The organism is Streptomyces sp. MspMP-M5 (genome assembly GCF_000373585.1).
GTDB lineage: Bacteria > Actinomycetota > Actinomycetes > Streptomycetales > Streptomycetaceae > Streptomyces.
In genome coordinates this window covers 574,623-593,942 of the sequence record NZ_KB891853.1, presented here as the reverse complement: position 1 = coordinate 593,942, position 19,320 = coordinate 574,623, and the positions used below count along the sequence as shown (strand labels likewise).

The window sequence follows — 19,320 nt, the reverse complement described above, 5'->3', positions numbered from 1 at the left end:
CGCCAGGACCGCCAGGACCGCCAGGACCGGCAGGACCGGACCGGACGCCAGGGCAGGGCGCCTCACCTGGCGAGCGGCTCGCCGGTGAGCGCCGGGCGGACCTTGGTGAGCATCAGGTCGAGGAACTGGTCGGGGTGGCGGAAGGACGCGAAGTGGCTGGCGTTCCGGATGAGCGCGAAGTCCTTCACGGGGGCGGTCACGTCGTCGAAGAACCGGCGGGCCGGCTCGGGCGGGGTGAGGACGTCGCTGTCGCCCTGGAAGACGAAGAACGGGATCCGGAACGCGGTGCCCTCGGCCCACTCGTCGACGGTCGCGGCCTGGAGCCCGAGCGGCGCCGAGAAGTCCATGCCCTTCAGGTAGGTCCGGAGCTCGCGCAGCGTGTGCAGGGGGGAGAACCACAACGAGCGGATCACCACGGTCTTCATGGTGTCGAAGGTCAGCGGGTCGGTGGTGACGACGAGCTTGTTGTACTCCGACCACTGGTGCACGCTCCAGGCCGAGGCATCGGGCCCCATCGCGGTGACGGCGGCCAGCTCCTTGCGCTTGCCTGCCTTGCGCAGGCGGCCGAGCAGACAGCGGTAGGCGGGGTGGTCGTGTCCGCCCGCGACGACGTTCTGGTCGGTGCCGACGTAGGCGGAGTAGAGCTCGGGGTGGTTGCGGGCGAGGCGGAGTCCGAGCACAGTCCCCAGGGAGTTGGCGACCAGCAGGACCTTCTCGACGCCGAGCCGGGCGCGGACGTGCTCGGTCAGTTCGACGGCGTCCCGGTGGAGGCGGTCGAGGGTCAACTCGCCCTGCCCGGCCGGGCCGCCGTGGCCGAAGGTCTTGGCGGCGCCGCGCATGTCCCACCGCACGAGGGTGAAGTGCCGCTCCCAGGCCCGGGTGCGCGAGGCGTAGATCAGGTTGGACGCGCCGGGGCCGCCGTGGATCTCCAGGATCACGGGGTTGCGCCGGTCCTCCCCGCGGAGGGAGACCCACTGGTCGATGCCGCCGATGCGGACGAACCCGGACTCGTCGATGCCGTTCGGGGCGGTGATGAGCAGCCGCTCGGCGTTCGCGGTGCGCTTGACCCGGCGGTAGCCCAGCAGACCGGCGACGGGCGCGGCCAGGGCGGCGGCGGAGGCGGAGGCGGTGAGAAGAGTGGTGAGCATGACGGTTCCCCCAACTGTTTATGCCATCAGCAGTTCCGATATCGCTTACGGTATATACAGTTGGTGTCGGTGTCAACGGCACCGCCGACCGCCGTCGAGAGGGAGGGCCGCATGGCCAAGGAGAAGGCGCGTGACCTGCGCGCGAGCATCGCGCTGCTGTGGGGGGAGCGGGAGCAGCCGACCCGCGGCCCCAAGCCGAGCCTGACGCCCCGGCGTATCGCCGAGGCCGCCGTGGCCCTCGCCGACGCCGAGGATCTGGCGGCCGTCTCCATGAGCAAGGTCGCCGCCGAGTTCGGTGTGTCGGCGATGGCGCTGTACCGCTATGTGCCGGGCAAGGCCGAACTGGTCGAGCTGATGGTCGAGTCGGTCTTCGCCGAGGCGCCCGATCTGTCAGCGGCAGGCAGCGACTGGCGGCCACGGATCATCGAGTGGGCCCGCCGGTCCGCGCGCGTCCATCGGTCCCACCCCTGGCTGCTGGCGGCCACCTCGATGCGCCGCCAGGTCATGGGGCCGAACCAGCTCGGCTGGCTGGACGCGGCGCTCGCGGCGCTGGAGCCCACCGGCCTCACGGCCGCTCAGCAGCACCGGGTCTTCGTTCTCGTCGCCGGCTTCGTACGCACCCACGTCCAGCAGCTGCTCGACTTCGACGAAGAGCACAGCCGGCAGTGGAACCACCTCACCGGCGAACTGCTCGACCGGCACGCCGACCGCTTCCCCGCCCTGACCCGCGCCATCGCCGCGGGCGCCTTCGCCCCCGACCCCGCCGACCCCTTGGAGTTCGGCCTCGACCGCATCCTCGACGGCGTCCAAACCCTCATCGACCGGCCCTAGATGAGTGAGTCCGACCGGGGACCCGTGGAAGAGACCGGCTACGGCGTGCGGTGAAGCAGGCCGCGTTCCAGGGCGACGACCACTGCGCGGGTGCGGTCGTTGACGTCGAGCTTGGCGAAGAGCCGCAGCAGATGGGTCTTCACGGTGGCCTCGGCGATGACCAGCCGCTTGCCGATCTCGGCGTTGGTGAGCCCGTCGGCGACCGCGTTCAGCACTTCGGCCTCCCGGGCGGTGAGCGGCACCGGTGCGGGCCGGCGCATCTTGGCGACGAGCCTTTGGGCCACCCGCGGGGCGAGCACCGTCTCCCCGCGGGCCGCCGCCCGGATGGCGTCGGCCAGTTGCTCGCGGGTGGTGTCCTTGAGCAGATATCCGATGGCACCGGCCTCGACCCCGCGCTCGATGTCGGCGTCCGTGTCGTAGGTCGTCAGGATCAGCACCCGGGTCCGCGGGTGCCGGGCGACGATCTCGGTCGTGGTCGCGACCCCGTCGAGTACCGGCATGCGCAGGTCGACCAGGGCGACGTCGGGCGCGTACGCGTCGACGAGTTCCAGTGCCGCGCGGCCGTCGGCCGCCTCGCCGACGATCTCGATGCCCGGTTCGGCGGCGAGCAGGGCGATGACGCCGGCGCGCATCACCGTATGGTCGTCGACCACGATGACGCGAAGGGATGGGCGGGTCGTTGCGCCGGTCATGCCGTCACCTTCCGTTCCTGGGAGTCGGTTCCGCGGGAGTCGGCTCGGCCGGAATCGACTCTGCCGGAATCGACTCGGCCGCGACCACGGGAATCATCGCGAGCACACGGGTACCGTCGCCGACCGAGCTGGTGACGGTGAGCTGTCCGCCCAGCTCGGCGAGGCGCTTGCGCATCCCGTCGAGGCCGAACCCCGGTGCCTGTCCGACAACGAACCCCCGTCCGTCATCGGTGATTTCCAGCTCGACGCCGAACGGCCGCCGCGCCAGCACCACGCTCACCGTGGAAGCCGCGGCGTGCTTGCGCACATTGGCCAGCGACTCCTGCAGGCAGCGCAGCAAGGCGACCCGGGTCCGCTGGTCGCACTCCGGGTCGGCCAGTTCCGCATCGACGGTGAGCCGGGTGTCCTCCCCGAACCGGTCCAGGGTCCGGCGCAGCGTCTGCGCCACCGAGCCCGCGGCCACCTGGCTCTGCCGCCCGGAGCCGACCAGCTCGCGCGCCTCGGCGAGGTTCTCGCGCGCCGTGCTCTCGATCGACCGCAGCTGCTGGGCGCTGCGGTCCGGATCGGTGGCCAGTCCCGCCCGGGCCGCTTCGGCCAGGACGATGATGGACGCGAAGCCCTGCGCGAGCGTGTCGTGGATCTCCCGCGCCATCCGCTCGCGCTCGTCGGCGGCGCCCTGGCGCTGGTGGGCCTCGGACAGCCGGGCCTGGGTCCGCTCCAACTCCTGGATCAGCCGGGCGCGTTCACCGCTCTGCTCCACGACCGAGTGAATCCACAGCCCGATCAGGATGCTGGCGGCGACCACGATGAGCGTGGAGACGAGCGTGGAACCGAGGAACTCCGCGCTCCAGCCCTTGCGCAGCCAGCTCCCGGTCAGTGTGGAGAGCGTGGCGAGCCCGGTGAAGACCAGCGAGGCCCGTACCGTCCGGCCGAACAGCCAGATGTGCGGCAGCGTCACGATGAACAGCGCCGCATAGCCGCTCCACAAGTACGCGCTCCCGCCGAGCGCCAGGACCAGCACCGACAGATAGGTGTACGGGCGCAGGACGGGGTTGCCGGGGAAGCGGTGCAGGACCGCGTAGCTGAGCGTCACGCAGCCCAGCAGTGCCAGCGCCGCGTACGTCTGCCCGCCCTGGCTCTCGGTCAGGGCGAGACCGGCGAAGAGTGCGCCGAACAGAACCCAGCACACCGCGTTCCACCGGCGCAGGGTCCGGGCCCAGAACGGGTCGGTGGGGTGGCCGGGGGCGGGGCCGCTGAGGGAGTCGGGGCGCCACGGGTTCAGGGTGCGTTCGGCCCTCGACCAACGGATCATGGTGGTCAACCTACGTGGACCGCCGCCACCGCGGGCCGCTGCGTGCGCGGTACTCCGCGCGAGGGCCACCAACTCGCCTGGCCGAGGAGCGTCATGGCCGCCGGCAGCACCATGATCCGGATGACGAAGGCGTCCAGCAGCACGGCTGCCGCCAGCACGAACCCGATCTGCTTCATCTCGATGATGTGCAGGAAGACGAAGCTGGCGAAGACCGTCACCATCACCACCGCGGCGCTGGTCACCACCGCGGCGGAGCTGCCGATTCCGTCGAGCACGGCCTTGCGCGTCGGTACGCCGCCCAGGACGGCCTCCCTGATCCGGCTGACCACGAACACCTGATAGTCCATCGACAGCCCGAAGAGGATCACGAACAGGAACAGCGGTACCCGGGAGCCGATCGATCCGGTGGAGTGGAAGCCCAGCAGACCCTCGGCCCAGGTGCCCTGGAAGACCAGGACCAGCAGCCCCAGCGCGCCGGCGGCCGACAGCAGGTTGAGCACGACGCCGAGCAGCCCGAGCACCACCGAGCGGAAGGCCAGCGTCGTCATGACGAAGGTGACCAGCAGCAGGGCGCCGATGACCAGCGGCAGCTTGGCGGTCTGGTGGGCGGGGTAGTCGGTGGTCCGGGCGACGTCACCGGTCACCCCGGCCTCGGCGCCGGGTATCCGGCCGACGGTGGCGGGCAGGTAGGCGTCCCGGAGGTGGGCCAGGGACCGCCGCGCCTGGTCGGAGTTCCCCAGGTACGGGACGGACAGCTCCAGCACGCTGATGCGGTGGTCGTCCGACGTGCGCAGCCGGGGGCGGCCGGTGAACAGCGGGTCGGTCTGCGTGCGGCGGCCGAGTTCCCGGAGCGCCGCGGCCACTTCACCGGCGCGGTCCGGACGGGCGCGGACCGCGACCTGATGCAGGACCCGGTGCTCGGGGAAGGCCGCGTTCAGCCGGTCGTACGTCCGCATCGCGGGCACGGCGCGGGAGTGGGTGTCGCGGCTCATCTCGACCAGCTTCAGCCCCGCCAACGGGGCGGCCAGACCCAGCAGGAGCAGCACGGAGACGCACAGCGTGAGCACCGGGTGGTTGCTCGCGGGACGGGTCAGCACCGCCCACACCCGGCCGGTCCCGCCCGTCCGCGTCCGCCGCGCCCGGCGGCTCCTGGGCCGGCGCGTACCACCGGCCCGGCGGGCCGCCCTGCGCTCCGCCCGCTGCCCGGACTTGACCAGCAGCGCGGGCAGTACCGTCAGCGAACTGGCCACGGCGACCAGGACGACGACGATGGTGCCGGTCGCCAGGGAGGAGAAGATGACGTCGGAGGCCAGATACAGCGTGGCCGTGGAGACGACCACCGCGAGCCCGGAGACCACGACCGCGCGTCCCGAGGTCGCCGCGGCCAGCTCCACCACCGCCTCCGGGCCGAGCCGGCCGCCGGAGCGCGCCCGTTCCTCCCGTTCACGCTTGAGGTAGAACAGCGTGTAGTCGACGCCCACCGCGAGGCCGATCAGAATGATGACGTTGGTGCCGACCCCGGCGTCGGCGAAAAGGTGCGAGGCCACCATGGACAGGCCCATGGCCGCGGCGATCGACGAAAGCGCCAGCAGCAGCGGCACGGTGGCCATCACGAGAGAGCCGAACGCCAGCAGCAGGGTGATCAGGGTGGCGGGCAGGGTGATCGCCTCGGACAGCGCTAGGTCATCGCCGCGCTGCGCATCCACACCCTTGCTGATGGAGGGGCCTCCGGTCTCCTCCACCCGCAGAGTGGGATGACTCCGCTGCACCGCCGCGGTCTGCGCCCACAGCGGACCGACATGCTTACGGGCCTCCAACTCCGGCCCCTGCATGGCGACTTCGACCATGATGACCTGGCCGTCGCGGGCGATGCGCGGTGCGGCCACGCTCTCGACCTCGGGCAGCTTCGCCATCCGGGCGGCGACGTCCCGCGCGGCGGCCCCGGCGGCCGCCCGGTCCAGGACACCGGAGCGGGCCGAGACCAGCACCTGCTCGGTGGGCCTGCGCTCCAGGTGCCCTTCGGAGGCCATCGCCTCGGCCCGGCCGGCCTCGCCGACCCGGTAGTCCTCGGTGGTGGCGTTGTGGGTGCCGACCGCGGCACCGAGGCCCAGGCACAGCACGACGGACACCAGCCAGCCGGTGATCGCACGCCAGGGATGCAGGGCGCTCCAACGGGCGGCGCGCACAGGTAGCTCTCTCATACGAAGACCCTCGCCGGAGCGCCCCCGCGCCCGACAGCATCGGCCGGTTGTACTTGCCCTCCACCGGTCGACGGACGGTGGCGGTGGGGCTAGCCCCACCCCCGGCGGTCATCGGTGGCCCAGAAGATCCCTCTTGTGGACAAAGACCAGGACAACGAGGGCTGAGAAACGTCGAAGGGCCCCACCGCAAGCGGTGGGGCCCTTCGACATCGTGCCCGGTGAGAGCACTGGCGGAGGATACGAGATTCGAACTCGTGAGGGGTTGCCCCCAACACGCTTTCCAAGCGTGCGCCCTAGGCCACTAGGCGAATCCTCCGCCGCAAACAATACAAGACGTTGGGGAGTGCTCGCGAACATGATCCGGGGGAGGGGGTCGGGGCGAGGGTGCCGAGAGGGTGCGGGTCGTTTTCCGGGGGTGGGATCCGCTAATGTGGGGCGCAGCCCCTCACGTGGCGCTATCTGACTGAACTCCCCCAGGGCCGGAAGGCAGCAAGGGTAGGTCGGCTCTGGCGGGTGCGTGGGGGGCGCTTGCGTTCTCGGATCGCGGATCTCGAACGGGGCCTCGCCGGGCGGGGAGCCCTCCCTGTCCGTGGGGGCGGGAGCTCGGGGGCGGGCCGGTTGTCGGTGGGGCCCGATATCGTCGTATGCGTGTCGTCCCTTGCGCTGTACCGCCGCTACCGCCCCGAGACCTTCGCCGAGGTCATCGGGCAAGAGCACGTGACCGACCCACTGCAGCAGGCGTTGCGGAACAACCGGGTCAACCATGCGTATCTGTTCAGCGGGCCGCGCGGCTGTGGCAAGACGACGAGCGCGCGCATCCTGGCGCGCTGTTTGAACTGTGAGGAAGGTCCCACTCCCACTCCGTGCGGGACGTGCCAGTCGTGCGTCGACCTGGCGCGCAACGGCCGGGGCTCGATCGATGTGATCGAGATCGACGCGGCGTCGCACGGTGGCGTCGACGACGCGCGTGAGCTGCGGGAGAAGGCGTTCTTCGGGCCGGCCGGCAGCCGGTACAAGATCTACATCATCGACGAGGCGCACATGGTGACCTCGGCGGGCTTCAACGCCCTGCTGAAGGTCGTCGAGGAGCCGCCGGAGCATCTGAAGTTCATCTTCGCCACGACCGAACCGGAAAAGGTCATCGGGACGATCCGGTCGCGGACGCATCACTATCCGTTCCGGTTGGTGCCGCCGGGCACTCTGCGGGACTACCTCGCGGAGGTCTGCGGCCGGGAGGACATCCCGGTCGAGGACGGCGTGCTGCCGCTGGTGGTGCGGGCCGGGGCCGGCTCGGTGCGTGACTCGATGTCGGTGATGGACCAGCTGCTCGCCGGGGCCGGCGCGGACGGTGTGACATATGCCATGGCGACGTCGCTGCTGGGGTACACCGACGGTTCGCTGCTGGACGCCGTCGTCGAGGCGTTCGCGGCGGGGGACGGGGCGGCGGCCTTCGAGGTCGTCGACCGCGTCATCGAGGGCGGGAACGACCCCCGGCGGTTCGTGGCCGATCTGCTGGAGCGGCTGCGCGACCTGGTGATCCTGGCGGCGGTGCCGGACGCCGGGGAGAAGGGACTGATCGACGCTCCCGCCGACGTCGTGGAGCGGATGACGGCGCAGGCGTCGGTGTTCGGCGCGGCCGAGCTGAGCCGCGCCGCCGATCTGGTCAACGCCGGGCTGACGGAGATGCGCGGGGCGACCTCCCCGCGGCTCCAGCTGGAGCTGATCTGCGCCCGGGTGCTGCTGCCGGCGGCGTACGACGACGAGCGGTCGGTGCAGGCGCGGCTGGACCGTCTGGAGCGCGGCATCGGTGCGGGCGCGGCGGCGATGGCGCTGGGCGGCGGGCCGGGGCCGGCCGGTGGCGGCGGTCCGGCGGGGGCCGTGATGGAGTCCGGTGGCCCCTCGGTGGCGTACGCGCCGGGGGCGGAGGCACATCCGCCGATGCCAGCCTCCGGGGCGTCCGGGCCGGCCGCGGCGCGTGCCGCGGTGCGGGGGACGACGGGCGCGGCCCCGGCTCCGGCTCCGGGCCCCGGTGCGGGGGCCGAGGCGGGCGCCGGTGGCCCCGCAGGGCCCGCCGCTCCTGTGGCTCCAGTGGCTTCTACTCCCGTTGCCCCGGCGGGTTCCGGTGGTGCGGAAGCGCCGGCCGGGCCCGCGGACGCTGCGCAGGGCGGGGCGGCGCGGCCGGGTGCGTGGCCCGGTGGCACCCGTGGTCCCGCCGGTGCGGCCGGCGCCGGGCAGGGCGCCGCCGCGCGGCAGCCCGGGAGCTGGCCGTCGGCCGCGGCACCGGGCCAGGGCGGACCGGCCGGTCAGACCGGTCAGGCCGGGCAGACCGGTCAGGGTGGATCGGGCGGCCACGGTGGCCAGGGCGGCCCGGGTGGGCAGTCCGGGGCCGGGGCGCCCGGTGCGTCCGGGACCGGTCCGGCGGGCGGAGCGCCCGCGCAGCCGATGGCCGGCGGGGCGGCGCAGGTGCGGCAGCTCTGGCCGCAGATCCTGGACGCGGTCAAGAGCCGGCGCCGCTTCACCTGGATCCTGCTGAGCCAGAACGCCCAGGTCTCCGGCTTCGACGGCACCACCCTCCAGATCGGCTTCCCGAACGCCGGGGCCCGCGACAGCTTCGCCAACGGCGGCAGCGAGGACGTCCTCAAGGAGGTCCTCGCCGAGAACTTCCAGCTCCCGTGGCAGGTCGAGGCGATCGTCGATCCGTCCGGTGGCGCCGGCCCGCCGGCCGGCGGTGCCCGCGGCGGCGGGGGCGGCTTCGGCGGCACGAGCGGCGGGTACGGCGGATACGGCGGCGCCTCCGGTGCCCCGCAGCAGCCGGCGCCGCAGGCCGCTCCGGCCCGGCAGAGCGCCCCGGCGGCCCCGGAGCAGGGGCCGGGCGGGGGCGGCGGCCAGGGCGCCCGGATGGCGCGCGAGGCGGTGGCGTCGTCGCCGTCCACCGGCGGCGGTCAGGGCGGGCCCGCGGCCGAGCCCTCGTACAGCGCGCCGGAGTCCTCGATGTCGATCGAGTACGACATGCCGGAGGAGGACGACCCGGATCTCGTCGACTCCGCGCTCAGCGGGCACGAGCTGATCGTGCGCGAGCTGGGGGCGACGGTCCTGGAGGAGTTCGACAACGAGTAGCAGGCGAGGGGGCGGCGGGTGTGCCTGGAGGCGGCAAGGCCCGTGAGGGTTCGGTCGGTGGCGGGGCGTCACCGGGGGGACGCGCTGCGCACGGGCGCGGGGGCGGAGCGGCGGCGCCGGCCCGTCCAGGGGGCGTACGGGGCACATCAGTGCTCCTCCCTGCGGTGTAGGGCGCCGGGCGCGGGAAACACGTAGGCTCGGGCTACCGCACAAACGTTGTCGTACGGCAGGAGTCATGTCGTGATCCCCGGTGGTCAGCCCAATATGCAGCAGCTGCTGCAGCAGGCCCAGAAGATGCAGCAGGACCTCGCGGCCGCCCAGCAGGAGCTGGCCGAGACGCCCGTGGAGGGTTCCGCGGGAGGCGGCCTGGTGAAGGCGACGGTGACGGGCTCCGGCGAGCTCCAGGGGCTGGTGATCGACCCGAAGGCGGTCGACACCGACTCCGCGGAGGAGACCGCCGAGACCCTCGCCGACCTCGTCCTCGCGGCGGTCCGCGACGCCAACGCCACCGCGCAGAAGCTCCAGCAGCAGAAGCTCGGCCCGCTCGCCCAGGCACTGGGCGGCGGCGGTGGCGGCATCCCCGGTCTCCCCTTCTGAGGAGCCTTTGGCCTCCCCTTCTGAGGAGTAGCCAACTAGCGTACGCAGCACGGCAGAAGAGAGAGAAGACGTTCCGTGTATGAAGGCGTGGTCCAGGACCTGATCGACGAGTTGGGCAGGCTGCCCGGCGTCGGTCCCAAGAGCGCGCAGCGGATCGCCTTCCACGTTCTTCAGGCCGAGCCGACCGATGTCCGCCGGCTCGCGAACGCGCTGATGGAGGTGAAGGCGAAGGTCCGGTTCTGCAGCATGTGCGGCAATGTCGCGCAGGAGGAGCAGTGCCGGGTCTGCCTCGACCCGCGGCGCGATCCGGCGGTCATCTGCGTCGTGGAGGAGCCCAAGGACGTCGTGGCGATCGAGCGGACGAGGGAGTTCCGCGGCCGCTACCACGTCCTCGGCGGCGCGATCAGTCCGATCGAGGGCGTCGGCCCCGACGACCTGCGGATACGGGAACTCCTGGCCCGGCTCGCGGACGGCACGGTCACCGAGCTGATCCTGGCCACCGACCCGAATCTGGAGGGCGAGGCCACGGCCACGTACCTTGCCCGCATGATCAAGCCGATGGGCCTCAAAGTGACGCGACTGGCCAGTGGACTGCCGGTCGGAGGCGATCTGGAGTATGCCGACGAGGTCACGCTCGGGCGGGCCTTCGAAGGGAGGAGACTTCTCGATGTCTGACGCGACGCTCCATGACACGACACAGAACCCCGACGACTTCGCCGTCTCGATCTCCGACTCGATCGAGAGCTTCATCGTCGCGGTGACCGAGGTCGCCAAGGGCGACGAGCCGGACAGTGCGGTGCCGTTCCTGCTGCTGGAGGTCTCCCAGCTGCTGCTCACGGGGGGCCGGCTGGGCGCGCACGAGGACATCGTTCCCGACGAGCGGTACGAGACGGACACCGGTCCGGAGCCGGACGTGGACGAACTGCGCGAGCGGTTCGCGCGGCTGCTCGACCCGGTCGACGTCTACTCCGAGGTCTTCGACCCGTACGTGCCGCGCAGCGAGCCGGTGGCCTCCCGGATCTCCGACGACCTCGCCGACATCATCACCGACCTGCGGCACGGACTGGCGCACTACCGGGCGGGCCGGGTCACCGAGGCCCTGTGGTGGTGGCAGTTCTCCTACCTCTCCAACTGGGGCCCGACCGCCTCGGCGACCCTGCGGGCGCTCCAGTCGCTGGTCGCCCACGTACGCCTCGACCAGCCGCTGGACGCGCTGGACGGCCTGGACACCGACAGCGACGCGGCCGGGGACGAGGAGCGGCTCGCCGAGGAGGCGGGCAAGGTCATGGCGGCGGAGATCGCCGGGCCGCTGGGGCTGCACGGCGTGTGAGCCTGCCGCCGGCCCCGCCGTCGGCGCGGTGCCGCGCACCCGGAAACGGGCTGAGGGTGTGACCTGGGTTACGTTTCCGTGTGCCCTGGGTCGGAGCGGGAAGGTGCACGCCGAGCCGGTGCGACGGAGCACCGCGCTGGACCGGCGAGGGACACGGAGTTCACGGGCCGCGTTCGGCGCGCTCATCGGGTGCCTTCCGCAAGGCCGATCCACGGTGGGCGCGTTGATCGGAACGCACGTCCGGTGTCTCACGATGTGGTAGTAGCGGGGTGGTTTCCGCCCGCTCGTTAGACTGAGCCGACCGCAGTACCCCCATGTCAGGGGGTCCGGGAGGGACTCCCTCCCGCAGAGACAGTTGCGAGGAGCGCACGTGGGCCTTGTCGTGCAGAAGTACGGCGGCTCATCCGTTGCGGATGCCGAGGGCATCAAGCGCGTCGCCAAGCGAATCGTCGAGGCCAAGAAGAACGGCAACCAGGTTGTCGTGGTGGTCTCGGCGATGGGCGACACGACGGACGAGCTGATCGATCTCGCGCAGGAAGTGTCCCCGATCCCGTCGGGGCGCGAGTTCGACATGCTGCTGACCGCCGGAGAGCGGATCTCCATGGCCCTGCTGGCGATGGCGATCAAAAACCTCGGCCATGAGGCGCAGTCCTTCACCGGCAGCCAGGCCGGCGTGATCACCGACTCCGTGCACAACAAGGCGCGGATCATCGATGTCACCCCGGGCCGGATCCAGACCTCCGTCGACGAGGGCAACATCGCCATCGTCGCCGGCTTCCAGGGTGTGTCCCAGGACAAGAAGGACATCACGACGCTGGGGCGCGGCGGTTCGGACACCACCGCGGTGGCGCTCGCCGCCGCCCTGAACGCCGATGTCTGCGAGATCTACACCGACGTGGACGGTGTCTTCACCGCCGACCCGCGGGTCGTGAAGAAGGCCCGGAAGATCGACTGGATCTCCTTCGAGGACATGCTGGAGCTGGCCAGTTCCGGCTCCAAGGTGCTGCTGCACCGGTGCGTCGAGTACGCACGCCGTTACAACATCCCGATCCACGTCCGCTCGTCCTTCTCGGGACTGCAGGGCACGTGGGTCAGCAACGAACCGCAAGGGGACAGGCCGATGGAGCAGGCAATCATCTCGGGCGTCGCGCACGACACCTCCGAGGCGAAGGTCACGGTCGTCGGGGTCCCGGACAAGCCGGGCGAGGCCGCGCGGATCTTCCGGGCGATCGCCGACTCCGAGGTCAACATCGACATGGTCGTGCAGAACGTGTCGGCGGCCTCCACCGGCCTGACGGACATCTCCTTCACGCTGCCGAAGGCCGAGGGCCGCAAGGCCGTCGCGGCACTGGAGAAGACCCGCGCCGCGGTCGGCTTCGACTCGCTCCGCTACGACGACCAGATCGCCAAGATCTCGCTGGTCGGCGCCGGCATGAAGACCAACCCCGGCGTGACCGCGGCGTTCTTCGAGGCGTTGTCGAACGCGGGCGTGAACATCGAGCTCATCTCGACCTCCGAGATCCGTATCTCGGTCGTCACCCGGGCCGATGACGTCAACGAGGCGGTCCGCGCGGTGCACAGCGCCTTCGGCCTCGACAGCGAGGGCGACGAGGCGATCGTCTACGGCGGCACCGGGCGATGATCCCGGCCGAGGCGGGCCGCCCGTCCCTCGCCGACACGGCTGGGGCGGGGGCCCGCCCGGCCGCCAGGCCCCACCTCGCGGTCGTCGGCGCCACCGGTGCGGTCGGCCGCGTTCTGCTCGGGATCCTCTCCGAGCGGGCGGACGTCTGGGGCGAGATCCGCTTGATCGCCGCGCCCCGGTCCGCCGGCCGCAAGCTGACGGTGCGCGGCGAGGAGGTCGAGGTCCTCGCCGCGAGCGAGGAAGCCTTCGACGGCATCGACGTCGCGATGTTCGACGTGCCGGACGAGGTCGCCGCGCGCTGGGTGCCGGTCGCGGTCGCCAAGGGCGCGGTGGCGGTGGACAATTCGGGCGCGTTCCGGGCGGACCTGGACGTGCCGCTGGTGGTGCCCGAGGTCAACGCGTGCGCGGCGCGGATCCGGCCCCGCGGCATCGTCGCCAACCCGGCCTGCACCACGCTGTCGATGATCGTCGCCCTCGGCGCACTGCACGCCGAGTACGGGCTGAGCGAACTGGTCGTCTCCTCGTACCAGGCGGCGTCGGAGGCCGGGCAGGCCGGCACCGACACGCTGCGGGCGCAGCTCTCGGCGGTGTCCGGTACGGAGCTGGGCACCGCGCCGGGCGATGTCCGGCGGGCGGTCGGCGACACCCTCGGGCCGTTCCCGGCGCCGCTCGCGCTCAACGTCGTGCCGTGGGCCGGCGCGCTCCGGGCGGACGGCTGGTCGTCGGCGGAGCTGACGATCCGGGAGGAGTGCCGGAAGGTGCTGGGGCTGCCCGAGCTGCCGGTCACCGCGACCTGTGTGCGGGTGCCGGTGCTCACCGCGCACTCGATGGCCGTGCACGCGCGCTTCGAGAGCGAGGTCACGGTCGCCGGGGCGCACGAGATCCTGGCGGCCGCGCCCGGGGTCGTGCTGTTCGACGACCCGGCGGAGGACGCGTATCCGACCCCGTCGGACGTGGCCGGCACCGATCCGACGTGGGTGGGCCGGGTCCGGCGGTCGCTGGACGATCCCCGGGCGCTGGAGCTCTTCGTGTGCGGTGACAACCTGCGCAAGGGGGCGGCGCTGAACATGGCCGAGATCGGGGAGTCGGTGGCGGAGGAGCTGCGGGGCGCGGAGGAGTAGGGAGAAGAGCGGTGGGGGGAAGGGGACGCGGCGGGCCGGCGGCGGGTGCGGTGCGGTGGGCTCGTTCCGTAGGGGGCGCGGAAGTTGGGGGAGTGGCTGCGGAGGGGTGCCCCCCTGCGCGATGATTTGTGGGACGTGTGAAGATTTCGTGTGTGGAGCGCTGGTCCGGACCACTTGATCTGGGCTGACGTTCTGTTCGATCATTCGCTTCCCGCGGTGCTGCAACCGGCGGGCGGTAGTCGGCGTCTTTCCGGGTCGTCCCCTGGGGTGGCCCGCGGCGTGCGCGGACCGCTTCCGGGGCCCTGGGGTGGCGGAACGATTGCATTAAGGCAGTCGTATCAGGGCAATTGGGGCATTTGGGAAGAGCTGGTACGCATGAGGGCATTTGACGCATCGCCACAAGCGGTGCCTTGCGCGTACAACCCTTTTGGGGGGAAGCGTGTCCAACAGGCGTGGCAGAGGTACTCGGATTCACCATCGCCCCGGCGGGAGCGGCAGGCGCGGCAGTGCGCCCGCGCCCACGGGTCTCCGGGGGCATGCCGGTGATCGCCCCCTGGTCCGCCGCGCGCCCCGCGCAGCTCTCGACGCAGCGTGGGGACACTGACGACGCGATGGCAGCCGGCACCACAGTCGACCACCTCACCGAGACCTATCGCGCGCACTACCGCTCGCTCCTCGGCCTGGCGGCGCTGCTCCTCGACGACACGGCCTCCTGCGAGGACGTCGTACAGGAAGCCTTCATCCGCGTGCACTCCGCCCGCGGCCGGGTGCGCGACCCCGAGAAGACCCTGGCCTACCTGCGACAGACGGTCGTCAACCTCTCGCGCTCCGCGCTGCGCCGCCGCATCCTCGGGCTGAAGCTGCTCTCCAAGCCCATGCCCGACATGGCGAGCGCCGAGGAGGGTGCGTACGACCTGCTGGAGCGGGACCAGCTCATCAAGGCGATGCGCGGACTGCAGCGCCGCCAGCGCGAGGTGCTGGTGCTCCGCTACTTCGCCGATATGACGGAGGCTCAGGTCGCCGAGACGCTGGGAATATCGCTGGGCTCGGTCAAGGCATACGGCTCGCGGGGGATCGCGGCGCTGCGCGTCGCCATGGAGGCTCCGGCGTGAGTACGGCAAGACCCGACCGGGGAAACACCGGGCACGACGGGGGCGACCGGGGCGGCCTGGGCGACCGGCGCGAGGAGGAAGCCCGGGGCACCCGGGCCGGACGGAGCGGCGAGACCGGTCGGGGGGCCGGCTTCGACGGTGGCCCGCGCGAGGAATCCGGGGCCGGGTCCGGGGCCGGTCCCGGCGCGGACGGCTTTGACGACGCCGGTTTCGGCGGCGGGGACGAGCTGCGGCGGCTGCTGAAGACCACCGTCGCCGACCTGGAGCCCGCGCCGGACGCGCTGGAGCAGCTGCGGCGGGCGGTCCCGGCGCGGCGCCAGCGGCGGCGCCATGCCCTGGTGGGCGCGGCCGCCGCGCTGCTGCTCGGTGGCACGACGGTCCCGGCCATGGTGCACGTCGCGAGCTTGGACGACGCCCCCGGCGACCGTCCGGCCAACGCCGCCAGCAGCCGGAGCGCCGACCAGCAGGACACCAGCGGCGCGCGCGGCGAGGGCACCGAACGGTCCGGCACCCGGCCCACCGGCGGGGACGGCCGGATGCCGGGCCCGGGGCGGCCGTCGGGCAAGGAGGACAAGGGCGCCGCGACACCCGGCGCGGAACCCGTCCCCGGCGCCGGTACGCCCGCTCCCGACACGACCATGGACGTCACCTCGCCGGTCTGCGGACGCGACCAGCTCGGCAAGGGGACCGCGACGGTCGGCCCGGCCGACTCCGCGGGCCGGGTCTACGGCGCGTTCCGGGTGGTGAACACCTCCGACGCCGCGTGTTCCGTCGAGGGCGGCGGGACCGTGGACGTCACCCCGCAGGGCACGACCAAGACCGACAAGATCCATGTCGTCGACCACACCTCCGGTGACGACGCCCCCGGGCTGCCGGACCCGGCGACCACGCCCGATCAGCTGGTGCTGAAGCCGGGGCAGGCGTACGAGGTCAAGTTCGCCTGGATTCCGGCGGCGGGCGGCGGCCCGTCCGGATGCGTCAGCCCGAGGCCGTCGCCGACGCCCGACCCGTCCAAGGCGCCGGCGGCGTCGCCGGCCGCCGCGGCGTCGACGAGCGGCAGCACCACCGGCGGCCAGGCCGGTGGCACCGAGGGCTCCGCGGAGGGCGGCGCGGCGGCCGGCGGCGTGGTCCTGACCCATACGCCGGAGGCGGGCGAGCCCGTCGTGGCCGACGCCAAGCTCACGGACGCCTGCGCGGGCACGGTGTACCGCACGAACCCGCTCGCGACTCCTTAGGGCGCGTCGTTCCGTCGGCGTTCCGAGTGCCGTGGGCGTCCCGTGGGCGTTCGGTGGGTGGGGCGACGGCGCGGGTGCCGGGGCCGGAGCGACGGCGGGGAGGGGGCGGTGCGGCCGTGCGGCGCGGGCCCCGTACCGTTGATGGGGTGTACCGGTTCCTGCTGACCCCGCGGTGGTGGGGAATCAACGTCTTCGCCGTGCTGGCGATCCCCTTCTGCATCTTCATGGGCAGCTGGCAGCTGAGCCGTTTCGACGCCCGGGTCGCCTCGCACCAGCAGCAGGAGAACCGATCCGCCGACGCGAAGACCGCCGCGCCCCGGCCCCTGGACAGTCTGCTTCCGGTCGACCAGCTCACCTCCGGTCACCAGGCCACCGCCCGCGGCCGTTATGACGCCGGGCGCCAACTCCTGGTCCCCGGCCGCACCCTCCAGGGCGACCACGGCGACCAGCAGGGCTTCTACGTCCTGACCCTGCTGCGCACGGACAGCGGCAAGGCCCTCCCGGTCGTCCGCGGCTGGCTACCCGGCGACGCGAACGCCAAGGCCGACACGGCCGGGGTGCCGGCGCCGCCGGCGGGCGAGGTCACGGTGACCGGGGCGCTGCAGGCGTCGGAGAACCAGGGCACGGCCGGGGTCCGGGCGGGCGGCGGGCTGCCGGCGGGACAACTCGGCATGATCAGCGCGGCGTCGCTGGTGAACCTCGTGCCGTACGGCGTCTACGACGCGTGGATCACGCTCAGCGACCCGCCCGCGCCGCTGCGCGCCGTTCCGCCGGCCGCCGCGGAGGGCAGCGGCCTGGACATGAAGGCGTTCCAGAACCTCGGTTACACCGGCGAGTGGTTCGTCTTCGCGGGCTTCGTGCTCTTCATGTGGTTCCGCCTGGTCCGCCGCGAGGCCGAGGCCGCCAAGGACGCCGCCCTGGGCATCCTCCCGGAGGGGACACCGGGGGCGGCGGCCGACGGGGGTGTGGCGCAGGAGGGCGTGGCGTCCGAGGGGGTGGCCCCGGAGGGCGTGGCCGGGGGCGAAGTCCCGGCGGGGAAGTAGGCCCTGGGGGCTTCCCCCTCCCCTCCCCCTGCCCCCCGCCACCCCCAGCGTCGCTACTCGCTCTTCACCGCCCTCTCGTCGATCTCAGGCTTCCCGTTCTTCCTCTCCGGCTGCTCGGCCGTCAGCTTCAGGTAGCGCTGGGCGAAGTCGAGTTCCAGGCGGACCTGCTTGATGCGTTCCTCGACGACGAGGGAGCCGTGGCCGGCGTCGTAGCGGTAGACCTCGTGCGGGTGGGCGCGCTGTTCGAGGCGCTGGACGTAGTTCTCGACCTGCCGGATCGGGCAGCGCGGGTCGTTGACGCCGGCGGAGATGTAGACGGGGGCCCGCACCGCGTCGACGTACGTCAGCGGGGAGGACGCCTCGAAGCGCTCGGGGACCTCCTCCGGCGTGCCGCCCAGGAGGGTGCGGTCCATGGCCTTCAGCGCCTCCATCTCGTCGTGGTACGCCGTGACGTAGTCCGCCACCGGGACCGCGGCCAGCCCGAGCGCCCAGGCGTCCGGCTGGACGCCCAGGCCCAGCAGCGTCAGATAGCCGCCCCAGGAGCCGCCGGCGAGCACCAGCCGCTCCGGGTCCGCGAGACCGGAGGCGACGGCCCACTCCCGCACCGCGGCGATGTCCTCCAGCTCGATCAGCCCGACGCGGTGCTTGAGCGCGTCCGTCCAGGCGCGGCCATAGCCCGTCGAGCCGCGGTAGTTGACGCGGACGACCGCGAAGCCGTGGTCCACCCAGGCGGCCGGCGACGAGGCGAAGGAGTCGCTGTCGTGCCAGGTCGGGCCGCCGTGGATGTCGAAGACGGTGGGGAAGGGGCCCGTGCCGGGGGGCTGCTGCACCAGGGCGTGGATGCGGCCGCCGGGGCCGTCCACCCAGGCGTCCGTCACCGGGACCGAGCCGGGGGCCTTCATCCCGGGCGGGTCCAGGACGACGGTGCCGTCCGTCGACCGCACCTCCGGCGGCTGGGCGGCGGACGACCACAGGAACTCCACCGTCCCGTCGGGGCGGGCGGTGGCACCCGAGACCGTGCCCACGGGGGTCCCGACCCGGCTCAGGGGGCCGGCCGGGGCGTCGGCTCCGGTGTCCGTGCCGGAGCCCGCGGTGCCGAGGTCGTAGCGCCACAGCTCGCTGCGGGCCTGGTAGGCGTGCTCCACCAGCAGCGCCGAGCCGTCCGGATACCAGTCGGCGCCGACGTCGCCGGGCAGGTCGATCTCCAGGGCCGTCTCCACGCCCGTCAGCGGGTCCCAGAGCATCGGCTCCCAGCGGCCCCGCCGCTGATGCCCCACCAGCAGCCGGCTGTCGCCGTCCACCGGCGCGAAGCCCATCACCGACAGGCCCAGCTCCTTTGTGCCGCCGTTGGTGTCGTCCAGCTCGGCGACCGTCGAGCCGTCGGGCCGGACGACGCGGATGGCGGAGTGCATGGCGTCGCCGTGCTCGGTGTGCTCGATGGCGATCAGCGAGCCGTCGTGGGAGAGATCGCCGACGCCCGCCGATTCGCGGTGGCGGTAGATCTCCACCGGCTTCTCCCCGGGCCGTACGACGTGGACCGTCGAGCCGTCCTCGTCGGTGGAGCGGCCGATCACGGCCGTGCCGTCCCGGCTGATGGCCAGGCCGCCCGGGTACGAGGCGTCGAGGCCCGGTGCGGCGGGCTCATCCGGGCCGCCCGCGAACGGCTGGCGCATCCAGATGCCGAACTCGTCCCCGTCGGTGTCCGAGAACCACCAGATCCACTCGCCGTCCGGCGTGAGCGTGCCGTCGGTGGTGCCGTGCGGGCGGTCGGTGGCCTGGCGCTGGGTGCCGGTCGCGCGGTCCCAGGCGTAGAGCTCGAAGGTACCGGTGGCGTTCGAGACGAACAGGGAGCGGTCCGGGGCGTACTCGGCCCACTCCGGCAGGCCGATCCGCGGGGCGCGGAAGCGCTTCTCCCAGTCCGGCATGGCGGCGTCGGCGG

At 72.6% G+C, this 19,320-nt stretch carries 15 protein-coding genes, 1 tRNA gene and 1 other RNA gene; 11 read left to right on the top strand and 6 right to left on the bottom strand.

The window, feature by feature from the left end:
* Positions 1-62: 62 nt before the first annotated feature.
* A complete protein-coding gene (locus B073_RS0102750) occupies positions 63-1,148 on the bottom strand; it encodes an alpha/beta hydrolase (protein WP_018536561.1) in 1,086 nt (361 codons plus the stop codon).
* A gap of 111 nt (positions 1,149-1,259) precedes the next feature.
* Here B073_RS0102750 and B073_RS0102745 point away from each other — a divergent pair, with 111 nt between their 5' ends.
* Entirely contained in the window at positions 1,260-1,979 is a 720-nt protein-coding gene (locus B073_RS0102745; RefSeq protein ID WP_018536560.1) for a TetR/AcrR family transcriptional regulator, read from the top strand.
* Between the two features lie 38 nt (positions 1,980-2,017).
* Here B073_RS0102745 and B073_RS0102740 read toward each other — a convergent pair whose 3' ends face one another.
* The 4 genes from B073_RS0102740 to B073_RS0102725 form a co-directional block, all read right to left on the bottom strand.
* Positions 2,018-2,671, bottom strand: coding sequence for a response regulator (locus tag B073_RS0102740; RefSeq protein ID WP_018536559.1), 654 nt, complete (start codon positions 2,669-2,671; stop codon positions 2,018-2,020).
* A 4-nt stretch (positions 2,672-2,675) separates the two neighbouring features.
* A complete protein-coding gene (locus B073_RS0102735) occupies positions 2,676-3,983 on the bottom strand; it encodes a sensor histidine kinase (protein WP_018536558.1) in 1,308 nt (435 codons plus the stop codon).
* Between the two features lie 5 nt (positions 3,984-3,988).
* On the bottom strand, positions 3,989-6,184 hold the full coding sequence (locus B073_RS38945) for an MMPL family transporter (protein WP_051093889.1): 2,196 nt from the start codon (positions 6,182-6,184) through the stop codon (positions 3,989-3,991).
* Positions 6,185-6,412: 228 nt separating this feature from the next.
* Positions 6,413-6,500 (bottom strand) — tRNA-Ser (locus B073_RS0102725).
* Between the two features lie 120 nt (positions 6,501-6,620).
* On the opposite strand from B073_RS0102725, the gene ffs reads away from it, so the two are divergent.
* The 10 genes from ffs to B073_RS0102680 all read left to right on the top strand — a co-directional run bounded on the left by ffs (position 6,621) and on the right by B073_RS0102680 (position 17,381).
* Positions 6,621-6,719: signal recognition particle sRNA small type (gene ffs / locus B073_RS43235), an RNA gene on the top strand.
* Positions 6,720-6,832: 113 nt separating this feature from the next.
* Entirely contained in the window at positions 6,833-9,301 is a 2,469-nt protein-coding gene (locus B073_RS0102720) for a DNA polymerase III subunit gamma and tau (RefSeq protein WP_018536556.1), read from the top strand.
* Positions 9,302-9,541: 240 nt separating this feature from the next.
* Positions 9,542-9,898 (top strand): YbaB/EbfC family nucleoid-associated protein, encoded by a 357-nt coding sequence (locus B073_RS0102715; protein WP_078507861.1) that lies wholly within the window; start codon positions 9,542-9,544, stop codon positions 9,896-9,898.
* Between the two features lie 75 nt (positions 9,899-9,973).
* On the top strand, positions 9,974-10,573 hold the full coding sequence (gene recR / locus B073_RS0102710) for a recombination mediator RecR (RefSeq protein WP_018536554.1): 600 nt from the start codon (positions 9,974-9,976) through the stop codon (positions 10,571-10,573).
* Complete coding sequence (locus B073_RS0102705; protein WP_018536553.1) at positions 10,566-11,228, top strand: DUF5063 domain-containing protein; 663 nt, start codon at positions 10,566-10,568, stop codon at positions 11,226-11,228. The genes recR and B073_RS0102705 overlap by 8 nt, the downstream gene beginning before the upstream one ends.
* 370 nt (positions 11,229-11,598) lie before the next feature.
* Positions 11,599-12,870: an aspartate kinase gene (locus tag B073_RS0102700; RefSeq protein ID WP_018536552.1), complete on the top strand. Its 1,272-nt coding sequence runs from the start codon at positions 11,599-11,601 to the stop codon at positions 12,868-12,870.
* Positions 12,867-13,991 (top strand): aspartate-semialdehyde dehydrogenase, encoded by a 1,125-nt coding sequence (locus B073_RS0102695; protein ID WP_018536551.1) that lies wholly within the window; start codon positions 12,867-12,869, stop codon positions 13,989-13,991. The genes B073_RS0102700 and B073_RS0102695 overlap by 4 nt, the downstream gene beginning before the upstream one ends.
* Before the next feature lie 536 nt (positions 13,992-14,527).
* On the top strand, positions 14,528-15,103 hold the full coding sequence (locus B073_RS0102690) for a SigE family RNA polymerase sigma factor (RefSeq protein WP_018536550.1): 576 nt from the start codon (positions 14,528-14,530) through the stop codon (positions 15,101-15,103).
* Complete coding sequence (locus B073_RS0102685; RefSeq protein ID WP_018536549.1) at positions 15,100-16,338, top strand: hypothetical protein; 1,239 nt, start codon at positions 15,100-15,102, stop codon at positions 16,336-16,338. Before B073_RS0102690 ends, B073_RS0102685 begins: the two co-directional genes overlap by 4 nt.
* Positions 16,339-16,484: 146 nt before the next feature.
* Positions 16,485-17,381 (top strand): SURF1 family protein, encoded by an 897-nt coding sequence (locus B073_RS0102680; protein WP_018536548.1) that lies wholly within the window; start codon positions 16,485-16,487, stop codon positions 17,379-17,381.
* Between the two features lie 53 nt (positions 17,382-17,434).
* On the opposite strand, the gene B073_RS38940 is transcribed toward B073_RS0102680, so the two are convergent.
* Entirely contained in the window at positions 17,435-19,306 is a 1,872-nt protein-coding gene (locus tag B073_RS38940; protein WP_234024986.1) for a prolyl oligopeptidase family serine peptidase, read from the bottom strand.
* Positions 19,307-19,320: the final 14 nt, after the last annotated feature.